Genomic DNA, 12,487 nt, shown 5'->3' with positions numbered 1-12,487 from the left:
ATAATTCCCGTTTATTCGCATTCCGTAAGTAGTGTCGCACTGACAACTTTTGGCAATAACAGAGTTCCGCCACAATGCTCGGCTAAAGCCCTGCCCGTGCTGGCAGAAAAACGCCCTAAAGTGACATCTGGTGGCACAGCTCTGAACAAAGAGTTCGGAGGCACCATTCTGAAGTACTGACTAAATAAGGTTAAAGCACCCGATCCCCCTGTCAAACCTATAGATTTATTATCATCTCGTCCTAACCAGATGGTGACCGAGCTTTCATGCTCAAAACCTGTGAACCAGCTGTCTTTGTGATCACTGGAGGTGCCGGTTTTTCCCGCAAAACGTATACCTGCAAACTGATTTGCCAGAGTTTTTGCAGTACCGCTGCGGGTGCTTTGCTGCATCGCATATTGCAACAGGTAGTCTGCTTCTTCTGTAACTCTTTGTTGCACAATGTTTCTGCGCTGATAAAGCATAGTACCGTCAGTTTTAGTAATTGACTCTATGCTGGCTAATTTTATATAACGGCCTTTATTGGCAATAACCTGATACAGCTGCGCCACTTCAGCAGGAGTCAGCTCTACAGCTCCTAAAAAGGCTGCAGGCTGCAGTTTCAATTCACGCTCAAGCCCTAAACGTTGAAAGCCATCCTGCAATGCAGGTAAACCTAGCTTTAAACCCAAACGCACTGTAGGGACATTGAGTGATTCTGATAACGCCTGGATCAAGGTGACCTGGCCGCGGAATTTCTTGTCAAAATTCTGTGGACTCCAGCCCTTCGGATTACCTTTCAGATGGATAGGGCTGTCATCCAGCATAGTGGCCAGACTGAACTGATTAGGTTTCGCCAGCGCCTGCAAATACAATACAGGTTTTACTATACTGCCAATCTGACGACGGGCATCTAAGGCTCTGTTATAACCAGCAAAATGCACGGCTTTGCCACCCACTATGGCTTTGTATGCACCGGCCTGATAATCCGTTACCACCATAGCAGCTTCCAGTTTGCTATCCAGCTCAGACAAACGTTGTTTCACTGTATGCTCTGCTGCCAGTTGAGCCTGGGGATCCATATAAGTAAAAATTTTCATACCGCTTTCAATGGTAGCCGGATCTGTCACTAAATCCTTCAGTTCACGTTTTACTGCATCCAGATAAGAAGGTGAACGGCCTTTTAAATGATGGCCCATAGGGATCACGGCCAAAGGTTTACTGACAGCACGCTTATATTCAGCCTCTGACAATAACTTTTCGTTATGCAGCATTTTCAGCACCAGATCACGCCTGCTTTTAGCTCTGGCGCCAAAACGACGTGGGTCGTAATAAGAGGGGCCTTTTACAATAGCCACCAACAGCGCATATTCTTCCGGCAATAACTCATTCAACGGCTTGCCAAAATAAAATTTACTGCCCAAAGCAAAACCATGCACTGCATTGTTATGGAACTGGCCGATAAATATTTCGTTCAGATAGGCTTCAAGAATTTGATCTTTGCTGTAGCGGTAATCAAGGATCAGCGCGATCAGTGCTTCGTTTACTTTGCGGATCAGTGTTTGTTCAGACGTCAGATACATGTTTTTTGCCAGCTGCTGAGTCAAAGTCGAGCCGCCCTGTACTGTTCTTCCTGCTTGCAAATTTGCCCAGAACGCTCTGATTACAGACCAGACTGATACACCATGATGTTGATAAAAATCACGATCTTCTATCGTCAGCAAAGCGTCTTTAATATGTTCAGGCAGATCAGCCAAAAACACCATTTCTCTGTCTTCTTGTTCGGAAGAGACCAAATGCTGCACTAGTTGAGGCTCAATCCGGGCTTTTTGTACCGACTTTTTCAGCTGATGATCATAAATGTTATGCACTCTTTGACCGGCAAAAGACACAGTAAAAGCCTCTTCCTGATCATAACCATCGGCAAACTGAAAAGCACGGCGAAACACCACCACTTTATCGCCACTCTGACTGTATTGCCCTGGACCTTTGACTGCATCCACAGCTCTGTACTGCAGTAAATCAAGCTCACTGATTAATTGCTTTTGTGTCAGACTTTTACCTGGTATTAACTCCAGACTACGGGCATAAACCTGAGCCGGAAACTGCCATTTATGGCCAGAGAACAAAGTGGTAATTTTGCTGTCCAGATAAATCAGGTAGATAAATAATGTAAGCAGTAGCACCAGCCCTACTTTCAGCCCAAGCCACAGCATTTGCCGGGCAAACTGGGAGCCTTTGGTAGTTTTAGCGGCTGGTTTTTTTCTTGGGGTACGGCTTTGTTTTTGAGTCATTTTTGCATAGCTTTTTTAGTTTTATTGGTCGGCATGGCGTCTGCAGGATTGTCTGGCCAATAGTGTTTTGGATAACGCCCTTTCATTTCCTTTTTCACTTCGGCATAACTATTGGTCCAGAAACTGGCTAAATCCTGCGTCACCTGTAAAGGGCGACGCGCTGGCGACAATAAATGAATTTTCATGGCTAAACGCCCGTTTGCTACAGCAGGAGTATCAAGCTGACCAAACATTTCCTGAATTCGGATCGACAAAATGGCTTCTCCTTCGTCGCTGTAGTGAACAGGGATCATAGATCCCACAGCTGAACGCCAACTGTCTGGCATGCAGCTATTTAACAGCTGCTGCTCTTTATAAGTTAAACGTTGCCACAATAAAGTGTAAAGATCTAACTTATTCAAATCATTCAACTTTGTAAATTTGCCCAAAGCGGGCGCTAACCAGACTTCAGCATCAGCCCACAAGCTATCTTCATCCACTTTGGGCAAATGATGTTCAGGCATATAAACTTGCATCAGCTGCAGCCTGTACCGCAGCTGCAGGGCTTGCTCTGTCCAGGCTAAAGCCTGCAAACCTTGTTGTTTTAACCAATCCAGCCAGGCCTGTTGCTGCTGTGTTTCTGTTAGTTTGATATTCAGCGGTTTACGTTCCAGCACACAACTGCCCAGTGTTAAACGTTGTTCCGCGATAAAACGCCCCTGCTGAGCATCAAAACCCACATACTGCTGTTGTTGTAAATCAGCCTGCCACTCCTTTACCAGCTCTGCCATGCTCCATCGGGCCGCCAGACTAATTTGAGTACTCTGACCAAAATACAAATCACAGATCACCAGCACTTCAGCGCCAGACAAAGGGCTATCCGGAAACAACGCAGCTCCGGCGCTGTTGGTCAGCAGATAACCTTTGCCTCTTAACAACGCTATTCTGTCAGGGAAAGCCCGGCTTAATAACATCGCAGTTAAATGTTGCGGTAAAAATGCACAAACTTTAACTTGATTCTGCTGCGCCAGTTGTTTTGCCTGTTGCAGTAAAGCGCCATACAAGGGTTGCTGCAGCAACTGGTCTATATCCTGCTCCCGGCTGCGATTCGGGTTTTCCAGCAAAGTAGCCAGCACCACGGCCAGCCAGCCAGCCCCTTGCTCACCTTGTTGTTCCAGTTGTTTGCCATACAGTACTAAAGCCGCCAGTCTGGGTTCAGTACCTGTAGCTAACAACTGCCTGCCAAAGTCGGTAATTTGGCCTTTGTGAGTGATGGCTTTCAGTTGCAACAACACCCAGGCTGCTGATTTCAGGTTGGCTTGTGGCGGTTGATCCAACCAGAAGAGTTGCTCTGCTGAACAGCCCCAGGCCGAGATTTCCAATAGCAGCGAGGTTAAATCCGATTGCAGTATAGAAGCTGGGGTAAAAGCAATACGACGTTGCCATAATTCAGCGCTGTCAAGGCGATAACAGATCCCAGCCGATAAACGCCCGGCCCGGCCCGCTCTTTGAATAGCAGCGGCCTGACTGACGGCAACAGTGTCGAGCCTGGTTAAACCATGTTTCGGATGATACACAGCCTGACGACACCAGCCTGAATCCACCACCACCTGAATACCTTCAATAGTCAGACTGGTTTCCGCAATATTAGTGGTCAGCACCAGTTTACGCCGCCCAGCAGGACTTGGTGCTATAGCTTGCTGTTGCTCAGCCAAAGTTAAAGCACCGGATAAAGCATAAATATCTAAGTTGCTGTCGCTGTTTTGCTCCAGCAGCCAGTCCTTTACCTGATTAATATCACGCTGCCCCGGTAAAAAGGTCAGAATACTGCCCTGATGTTTTTGGCTGGCTTGCAGACTTAATCTGGCACTTTGTAACCAGATAGGTTCGGATGTCGGCGGCTGATACACAACATCCACAGGATAACTGCGACCTTCGCTGCTAAGCACAGGTGCATCCAAAGCTAATGCAAGTTTTTGCTGATCTAAAGTCGCAGACATAATCAGCAGCTGTAAATCGCTATTCAGTTGCTGTACTTCTAATGCCAGGGCTAATGCCAAATCCGCTTGCAGGGAACGTTCATGAAATTCATCAAAGATAATCAGGTCTATGCCTGCAAGCTCAGGGTCTTGCTGAATTTTCCGGATCAACACACCTTCCGTGACTATCAACAGTCGGGTATTTTTACTGACACTTTTTTCATGGCGGATTTGATAACCCACCTGCTGACCCACAGCTTCATTGAGCTGGCTGGCCAGATAACAGGCAATACTTTTAGCCGCTAATCGCCTGGGTTCTAACAGCAGAATAGTTTTTCCGGAAAAATCGGCATGTTTTAATAAAAACAGCGGCAGATAGGTAGACTTACCTGCACCGGGCGGTGCAGATAAAATCAGTTTATTGTGCTGCTTCAGGCTCTGGATCAGCGCTGGGCAAATCTCTGCAACAGGTAACAAATCACGTCTCGCTAAAAACAAAAACAAAAAGTAAAAAGCAGCCTTATCTTAGCTGCTTTTTAAGGTGAACCTAAATATCAGAAAACTATTCCTGTGTCAGGGTTTGAGCCACTAAACGGATGCCCATACCTGTAGCGCCAGCGGCCCAGAAACCATTAGCTGAGTTATGGAAAGCTGCAGCTAAATCTAAATGCACCCAGCCTTTGCCATCGTTAGGCACAAAACGGCTTAAAAAACCTGCGGCATTGCTGGCGCCACCTGTACCGCCGCCTTTCACCGGTCGGCTGTTGGCCGTATCAGCATAAGGTGAAGGACATTGGCCTTGATGCCATTTCTCCAGCGGCAATTGCCAGGCACCTTCCTGCACTTGTTCGGCATAACCTAACACACGTTGTGCTAAGTCTTTATCTAAAGCAAACACTGCATTGTAGTCAGAACCTAAAGCATTCATCGCAGCACCAGTTAAAGTGGCTGCATCAATAATCAATCCGGTACCTGACTCTGCAGCTTTTTGCAGACCATCAGCCAGCACTAAACGGCCTTCAGCATCCGTATTGACGATCTCTACTGTCACGCCATTTTTATAGGTCAGGATATCACCGAGTTTAAAGGCACCACCTGAGATCAGGTTTTCGGCACAGCATAAAATCAGCTGCACTCTTTTGTTTAAGCCCTGCAAAATTGCCAAAGCTAAAGCGGCTGTGACAGTGGCTGCACCGCCCATATCACATTTCATGGTGACCATGCCTTCGCTGGCTTTAATCGAATAACCACCCGAATCAAAGGTAATGCCTTTACCTACTAAAGCGGCAAACACCGGTGCGTCAGCTTTAGCTGTTGGGTTGTAATCCAGCACTAACATGGCAGGAGCACGCTCACTGCCACGGCCAACCGCATGAATACCTACCCAGCCCTGTTCTAACAAGGCAGAGCCCTCAATAATTTCGCTGGACACTGTACCTACTGGTGCAATTGAGCTGATAAAAGCCACAGCCTGCTCAGCCAAAGCCACAGGAGCTAAATCTTCAGGCGTCTGGTTAATAATGGCTTTAGCCCAGCTAAAGGTCTGGTGCAATTGCTGCAACTGTTGCTGTTCTGCTTCAGTGCCTGTCCAGCCGATAGCGCCAAGCTTTTTCGCGTTACAAAAACCCTGATACAAAGCCCACTGACTGTCGACAGTCCAACCATCACCTGACAGCTGAAATTGCTGAATACCTAAAGCATCTAATTGACGACCTGCTTTTTGCACAGAGCGTAAATCAGCAACTTTGACATGCAATTGATAGCCAGTTGCGTCTGGTGTCAGCAGCACATTTTTGCCCCATTTGGCATCTGCAACAGCACTACTTAAACGAATTTGGATCAGGTCAGACATAGTTTTTATTCTCTTCATTTCTGGCTATAAAGTCCGGATAACGTATAGGCCCGAGTGTATCACAGGCCTTCACAGCCCTTTAAGAGGTTAAGACGCTGTGTAACATTTTAGCGCTTAATGCGATAAGCAAAGCGGCAAATACTTTCTTTAAGGTGGCCACTGGCAAACGGTGCGCCAACGAAGCGCCAAGCGGCGCAGTAAAATAACTGACGGAAGCTATCAGCAGCATAGCTGGCAGATAGACATAACCCAGACTGTAGTCTGGCAACACAGCATCTGTCGAAGCACCAGCGAGGAAATACCCCAAAGTACCGCTGATAGCAATAGGTAAACCCACTGCGGCAGAAGTGCCAATGGCCTGCTGAATTTTGACATTACACCAGGTTAAAAAAGGCACAGTCAAAGAGCCACCGCCTATAGCCACTAAAGCCGATACCGCACCAATGACCAGACCTGTAAGGCTAAACCCAACCAGTCCGGGCAGCTGTCGGCTGGCTTTGGGTTTGACATTCAGCAGCATCTGCAGCGCGACATAGCTCATAAAACAGCAGAAAAATATCGCCAAAGCCAAAGAAGATAAAGCAGCTGCCAGATAAGCAGCAGCCACTGTGCCTATTAAAATAGCCGGAGTTAATTTCCAGACCACAGGCCATAACACAGCACCATGCCGCTGGTGACTGCGCATACTGGAAAAAGAAGTGACAATAATAGCCGCCATCGAAGTGGCCAGTGCCATATGCACAGATAATTCAGCAGGAAATTGTTGGGCTAAAAATAAAGCTGTCAGTACGGGCACCATAATACCGCCACCGCCAACCCCTAATAATCCGGCAAAAAACCCTACAGCGGCACCCAGCAGCAAATAAGCAACAATCCATTCAATGGCCATATCAGCCTGCCTTTTGGTCAGAAAAAGAGCCTTACTTTAACAAAGACAAGTGGTAAAAATCTTCAGTTTTTAACAAGTTAGTTTAGGTAGAGCAGAACAATGCTTCCCAACAGGTGTTTCAGCGGTTTAGAGTGTGTTTTTTTTAAACGCAGTCAAATTTGTGGACTGCAGGAAAAAAGGTGACGGAGGCGGTTCTGCTCTGTATACTTCGGCGGCTTTTTTAATAGTGATTGCAGCTGTCATATTTTTCTGCTATCACTAGCCGCCAACTTTTTGCTTGGCACTGTTTTACAGGAGATGATCATGCCAGAAGGCAAAACCGTAAAAACCTTGGGACTGTTAGCCCTTGCTGGCGTAGAGCCATATCAGGCCGCGCAAGGCGAAGAATACATGAACCCAAAACAGCTGGACCATTTCCGCCGCATTCTGGACGCATGGCGTCAACAGTTACGTGAAGAAGTGGATCGCACCAAAAACCATATGGCCGATGAAGCAGCAAACTTCCCGGACCCAGTGGATCGTGCTGCTCAGGAAGAAGAGTTCAGTCTGGAATTACGCGCTCGTGATCGCGAACGTAAATTACTGAAAAAGATTGAAAAAACTCTGCAGAAAATCGAAGACGAAGACTTTGGTTACTGCGACACCTGTGGTATCGAAATTGGTATCAAACGTTTAGAAGCCCGTCCTACTGCCGATATGTGTATCGACTGCAAGACACTAGCTGAAATCAAGGAAAAACAACTGGGCGGTTAATGATGCCTGTTGTACCTCCTGCTTACAGGGGCCGGTTTGCGCCATCGCCATCCGGCCCTTTGCATTTTGGATCCCTCATTGCTGCTGTGGGCAGCTATCTGCAAGCCAAATCCCAACAAGGCCAGTGGCTGGTGCGGATGGAAGATATCGATACACCCCGTATGCAAGCTGGTGCAGCCGACAGTATTTTACGTACTTTAGAGCGTTATCAGTTGTTATGGGATGGCGAGGTCTGGGTGCAAAGCAACAGATTAGACCGCTACCAGCAGGTACTGGAGCAATTAAAACAGCAACAACTCACCTACGCCTGCAACTGCAACAGATCCCGTATTCAAAGCCTGGGGCAAGGTTATGATGGGTTTTGCCGCGACAAAAACCTGGCTGAAGGTACGCTTGCATGGCGCTTAAAAGCGCCTGCCACAGACACAAATTTTATCGACATACTGGCAGGGGAAATACAAATTCCGGCCACTCTTGCCGCTGAAGATTATATTTTAAAACGCCGTGATGGCTTATTTGCCTATCAGTTAGTGGTGGTGGTGGATGACATGGATCAGGGCATTACTGAAGTGGTGCGAGGTGCAGACTTAATTGACCTGACCACCAGACAACAATCGCTGTTTCATTTACTTGGCGCAGCAGCACCTGATTATCTGCATTTGCCCTTGGCTGTGACTGAACCTGGCTTTAAACTCAGTAAACAAAACCACGCACCGAGCGTCGAATTCTGGCCTGTCAGTGAAACTTTAACTGCTGTTTTACGTTTTTTGGGTCATCAGCCACCAGTAGAATTAGCTGGGGCAGATGCCAGAGAATTACTGGCCTGGGCTGGTTCTCACTGGCAAATCAGACAAATACCCAGCCAAACTGAACAAAAAGCTACAGATTTTTTATAAAGCACAAGGCCGCACGTTCTATTTTTCTGGCTGCTGCGGTATCATTAGCCGCTTTTTTCATCGAGTTCATTTATAGATGCTCACAAGGAGTACTGCCATTATTTCGCGAGTCCTGGATTTTTGCCGCCGCACCCTTGGCAGCAAAAGCGTTGAGAGCGTTGCTCAACCCAAAAAAAGCCGTCAGTCCATTCTGCCTGAGCTGAAAAAAATCTCACGTGATGCTCATTCTGTGTCGCGCAAAGACATCAGCCCCAATGCACTCAAGGTGTTATACCGCTTAAAAGATGCAGGTTATGAAGCCTATCTGGTCGGTGGTTGTATTCGTGACATTCTGCTTGGATTAAAACCAAAAGATTTTGACGTGGTGACCAATGCTCACCCTGAACAAGTGCGTCAGGTGTTCAAAAATAGCCGCCTGATTGGCCGCCGTTTTCGTTTAGCTCATGTGGTGTTTGGCCGTGAAGTAATTGAAGTCGCTACCTTTCGTGGCCACCATACAGGGGATGATGAAACCAGCCCTAAAGCCAGCCAAAGTGATGCAGGCCAGATTTTACGTGACAATGTTTACGGCACTATTGAAGAAGACGCAGAACGTCGCGACTTTAGCATCAATGCCTTGTACTACTCAGTCGCTGACTTTGCCATTTACGACTTCGCTAATGGTATTGAAGCTATAGCGCAGCGAAAAATTGAGCTGATTGGCGATCCTGAAACCCGTTACCGGGAAGATCCGGTGCGGATGCTGCGTGCTGTGCGTTTTGCCACCAAGCTGAATATGGATATAGCGCCAGAAAGCAAAGAGCCGATTAAAGAGCTGGCTGTGCTTTTAAAAAACATTCCGGCCGCTCGTTTATTTGAAGAATTCCTCAAGTTATTTATGGCGGGCAAAGCCTTTGATAACTTTGTGATGCTGAATGACTTAGGCATTATCAAACAGCTATTGCCACAATTGGCCAAGGTGTTAAAACAAGACAGTAATGGCAAAGTCTTTAACATGATCACCAAAGCCATGCAGGACACAGATCAGCGGGTTGCCATTGATAAACCTGTGACTCCGGCTTTCACCTTTGCCGCTTTGTTATGGTATCCGGTAGAACAACGCGCAGAAAAATTACTGGTTGAAAGTGGTTTAAACGAAGTCGACGCACTGAATATTGCCATGATGGAAGTGCTGGACGAAGTGCAGCGTTCTATCGCTATTCCAAAACGTTTTAGCCTGACCATTAAAGACATCTGGTTCCTACAAAGCCGTTTAAGCAAACGCGCTGGCCGTCGTGCCTTTAAATTGATGGAACAGGTGAAATTCCGTGGTGCTTACGATTTCCTGCAACTGCGTGCGCAAGCCGAAGGCGGCGAACTGCTGGAACTGGCCAACTGGTGGCAACGTTTCCAACAGGATGACGAAGCTGGTCGTGAAATTTTAGTGCAAAACCTCGGCAAAGAAGGCATTGAACGTCGGCCACGCCGTCGTCGCCCGCCGACTAAACGCCGCCCACCTGGCCCTGCAGCGAATGGCTGATACACAAGCTGTTTGTATGCAGGCTTCTGGTACTCAGGTCTATATCGGACTGGGTGCGAATTTAAACCAGCCTGTGCAGCAGTTAGAACGCGCTGTTTTGGCCTTGCAGCACATCAAAGATACTGAACTGGTAAAGGTCTCTGGTTTTTATGGCTCCAAACCTATGGGGCCACAAGACCAGCCGGATTACGTCAATGCAGTAGCTTTGCTGAGTACCTGCTTATCTGCCGAAGACATGCTGACTCAGTTACAACAAATTGAACTGGAACAAGGCCGGCAGCGCAAAGATGAACGCTGGGGGCCTCGTACTCTGGATTTGGACATTCTGTTGTTTGGTGATGAAGTGATTCAGACAGAACGTTTAACAGTGCCACATTACGGCATGAAGGTGCGTGAGTTTGTGCTTTATCCGCTGGCAGAACTAAACTTAAGCCTGGTGTTACCTGATGGCACTTTGCTTACAGAATTACTGGCCACAGTGCCGCGCAATGGCCTGAGTCGTCTCTGATAACTTGCGCAACACTTGGTTTTATGCCAAGGTGCGCCCCGAATTATTCCCTTGTGGTCGGATGAGAGAAAAATGGCAAAAATTACCACTGCTCAATTGCTGAAGTTGAAACAAAAAGGCGAAAAAATTACCGCCTTAACGGCCTATGATGCCAGTTTCGCTAAATTGTTTGCCGATGCCGGTGTAGAAGTCATTCTGATCGGTGACTCTTTGGGTATGGTGTTACAGGGCCATAGCGATACGCTGCCAGTCACCACTGCCGAAATTGCGTACCACACCCGCTGCGTCCGCGCTGGTGCGCCTTTGGCTTTTGTCATTGCCGATATGCCTTTTATGAGTTACGCCACAGTGGAACAGGCGATGCAAAACGCCACGCCACTGATGCAGTCTGGCGCTAATATGGTCAAGCTCGAAGGCGGTGACTTCTTACTGCCCACCATCAAAGCTCTGACAGAACGTGGTATTCCGGTCTGTGGTCATTTAGGCTTAACTCCGCAGTCTGTGCATGTATTTGGTGGCTTTAAAGTGCAGGGCCGCGATGAGCAGGCCGCAGATCTAATGGTGCAACAGGCTATTGCCTTGCAGGAAGCAGGCGCTCAGCTTTTGGTGGTTGAATGCATTCCATCTGCTTTAGCTGAACGTATTTCCAAAGCACTGGTTATTCCGGTGATTGGCATAGGTGCAGGCAAAGAAACGGATGGTCAGATTTTAGTGATGCATGACTTATTAGGCATCAGCTCTGGCTATATTCCAAAATTCTCCAAGAACTTCCTGCAGGAAACCGGTGAAATTAAACAAGCCATCGGCAAATACATTCAGGACGTGAAACAAGGCCAGTTTCCTGGTCCGGAACATAGTTTCTAAAGGTCAGCTTCCTATGTTAATGATTCAGGATATAGCCCAGCTACGTGCTTTAATACGCCAATGGCGTCAGGCGGGCGAACGTATTGCTTTTGTGCCCACCATGGGCAACTTGCATCAGGGCCATTTGCAACTGGTCGATACGGCGAAGCAACATGCCGACAGAGTCATTGTCAGTATTTTTGTCAATCCGATGCAGTTTGGTGCCAATGAAGATTTAGACAAATACCCCCGCACTTTAGAGCAGGACTGCCAGGGTCTGACTGAACATGGTGCTGATGCAGTGTTCACCCCCACACCTGCAATGATCTATCCACGTGGTCTGGATGTGCAGACTTTTGTTGAAGTACCGCTATTGGGTGATTATCACTGTGGTGCCAGTCGTGCCGGACATTTCAGGGGCGTATCCACCATAGTCACCAAACTGTTTAATCTGGTACAGCCTGATATCGCCTGTTTTGGTCAGAAGGATTATCAGCAACTGGCTATTATCCGCCAGATGGTGGCTGACTTGTCCATGCCGATTGAAATCATTGGGGTGCCAACAATCAGAGCTGAAGATGGTTTGGCATTAAGTTCTCGCAATGGTTATTTGACAGCAGAACAACGTGCCACAGCACCGGTTTTGTACCGCACTTTGCAGTGGATGAAACAGCAGTTAAATCAAGGCTTCAGCGATTTACGGGCTTTGGAGCAACAAGCAAAAGAGCAGCTTGCTGCCTCAGGTTTTAAAGCGGATTACATTAATATCTCCAATCGCCAAACCTTAGTACCAGCGACAGATACAACAACTGCCGTGGTCATACTGGCTGCTGCTGCTTTGGGCAACACCCGTCTGATTGATAATATCGAAGCCTGATTCTCAGAAAAACGATCTGTGGGCCAGAGCCCAGGCTCTGGCTTCTTATAGCTCCCAGTCTGTACGACAGCGAACTGAGAAAAATCAGCTGGTATTCTAGCCTGTTAGCCTACTTCCCA

At 47.5% G+C, this 12,487-nt stretch carries 10 protein-coding genes; 6 read left to right on the top strand and 4 right to left on the bottom strand.

The genetic code is table 11. The features are described from left to right. Nucleotides 1–11 precede the first annotated feature (11 nt). The 4 genes from mrcB to P3C17_RS02420 form a co-directional block, all read right to left on the bottom strand. A complete protein-coding gene (gene mrcB, locus P3C17_RS02435) occupies nucleotides 12–2,273 on the bottom strand; it encodes a penicillin-binding protein 1B (protein ID WP_300927941.1) in 2,262 nt (753 codons plus the stop codon). Beyond that, a complete protein-coding gene (hrpB, locus tag P3C17_RS02430) occupies nucleotides 2,270–4,708 on the bottom strand; it encodes an ATP-dependent helicase HrpB (protein ID WP_300927940.1) in 2,439 nt (812 codons plus the stop codon). Before hrpB ends, mrcB begins: the two co-directional genes overlap by 4 nt. Before the next feature lie 85 nt (nucleotides 4,709–4,793). Next, the gene (gene pepB, locus P3C17_RS02425; RefSeq protein WP_300927939.1) at nucleotides 4,794–6,083 is read right to left on the bottom strand and encodes an aminopeptidase PepB; all 1,290 of its coding nucleotides are present in this window, start codon (nucleotides 6,081–6,083) and stop codon (nucleotides 4,794–4,796) included. A gap of 79 nt (nucleotides 6,084–6,162) precedes the next feature. Continuing rightward, nucleotides 6,163–6,972, bottom strand: a complete 810-nt coding sequence (locus P3C17_RS02420) for a sulfite exporter TauE/SafE family protein (RefSeq protein ID WP_300927938.1) — start codon at nucleotides 6,970–6,972, stop codon at nucleotides 6,163–6,165. Between the two features lie 303 nt (nucleotides 6,973–7,275). On the opposite strand from P3C17_RS02420, the gene dksA reads away from it, so the two are divergent. From dksA to panC, 6 genes are all read left to right on the top strand, one after another. After that, entirely contained in the window at nucleotides 7,276–7,725 is a 450-nt protein-coding gene (dksA, locus tag P3C17_RS02415; RefSeq protein WP_008897238.1) for an RNA polymerase-binding protein DksA, read from the top strand. Next, nucleotides 7,725–8,621, top strand: coding sequence for a tRNA glutamyl-Q(34) synthetase GluQRS (gene gluQRS / locus P3C17_RS02410; RefSeq protein WP_300927937.1), 897 nt, complete (start codon nucleotides 7,725–7,727; stop codon nucleotides 8,619–8,621). The genes dksA and gluQRS overlap by 1 nt, the downstream gene beginning before the upstream one ends. 76 nt (nucleotides 8,622–8,697) lie before the next feature. Continuing rightward, nucleotides 8,698–10,140, top strand: a complete 1,443-nt coding sequence (pcnB, locus tag P3C17_RS02405) for a polynucleotide adenylyltransferase PcnB (RefSeq protein WP_300927936.1) — start codon at nucleotides 8,698–8,700, stop codon at nucleotides 10,138–10,140. After that, nucleotides 10,133–10,648 (top strand): 2-amino-4-hydroxy-6-hydroxymethyldihydropteridine diphosphokinase, encoded by a 516-nt coding sequence (folK, locus tag P3C17_RS02400; protein WP_300927935.1) that lies wholly within the window; start codon nucleotides 10,133–10,135, stop codon nucleotides 10,646–10,648. The genes pcnB and folK overlap by 8 nt, the downstream gene beginning before the upstream one ends. A gap of 72 nt (nucleotides 10,649–10,720) precedes the next feature. Continuing rightward, entirely contained in the window at nucleotides 10,721–11,512 is a 792-nt protein-coding gene (gene panB, locus P3C17_RS02395) for a 3-methyl-2-oxobutanoate hydroxymethyltransferase (protein WP_233078482.1), read from the top strand. A gap of 13 nt (nucleotides 11,513–11,525) precedes the next feature. Further along, a complete protein-coding gene (gene panC / locus P3C17_RS02390; protein ID WP_300927934.1) occupies nucleotides 11,526–12,368 on the top strand; it encodes a pantoate--beta-alanine ligase in 843 nt (280 codons plus the stop codon). The last annotated feature ends 119 nt before the right edge of the window (nucleotides 12,369–12,487 follow it).

Source organism: Rheinheimera sp. 1928-s (assembly GCF_029269265.1).
Lineage (GTDB): Bacteria > Pseudomonadota > Gammaproteobacteria > Enterobacterales > Alteromonadaceae > Pararheinheimera.
This window is presented reverse-complemented; position numbering and strand designations above follow the sequence as displayed.

Excerpts from the sequence above, each read along its gene's own strand:
- mrcB (WP_300927941.1), bottom strand. The coding sequence starts at position 2,273 with ATGACTCAAAAACAAAGCCGTACCCCAAGAAAAAAACCAGCCGCTAAA.
- pepB (WP_300927939.1), bottom strand. The coding sequence starts at position 6,083 with ATGTCTGACCTGATCCAAATTCGTTTAAGTAGTGCTGTTGCAGATGCC.
- P3C17_RS02420 (WP_300927938.1), bottom strand. The coding sequence starts at position 6,972 with ATGGCCATTGAATGGATTGTTGCTTATTTGCTGCTGGGTGCCGCTGTA.
- dksA (WP_008897238.1), top strand. The coding sequence starts at position 7,276 with ATGCCAGAAGGCAAAACCGTAAAAACCTTGGGACTGTTAGCCCTTGCT.
- gluQRS (WP_300927937.1), top strand. The coding sequence starts at position 7,725 with ATGATGCCTGTTGTACCTCCTGCTTACAGGGGCCGGTTTGCGCCATCG.
- pcnB (WP_300927936.1), top strand. The coding sequence starts at position 8,698 with ATGCTCACAAGGAGTACTGCCATTATTTCGCGAGTCCTGGATTTTTGC.
- folK (WP_300927935.1), top strand. The coding sequence starts at position 10,133 with ATGGCTGATACACAAGCTGTTTGTATGCAGGCTTCTGGTACTCAGGTC.
- panB (WP_233078482.1), top strand. The coding sequence starts at position 10,721 with ATGGCAAAAATTACCACTGCTCAATTGCTGAAGTTGAAACAAAAAGGC.
- panC (WP_300927934.1), top strand. The coding sequence starts at position 11,526 with ATGTTAATGATTCAGGATATAGCCCAGCTACGTGCTTTAATACGCCAA.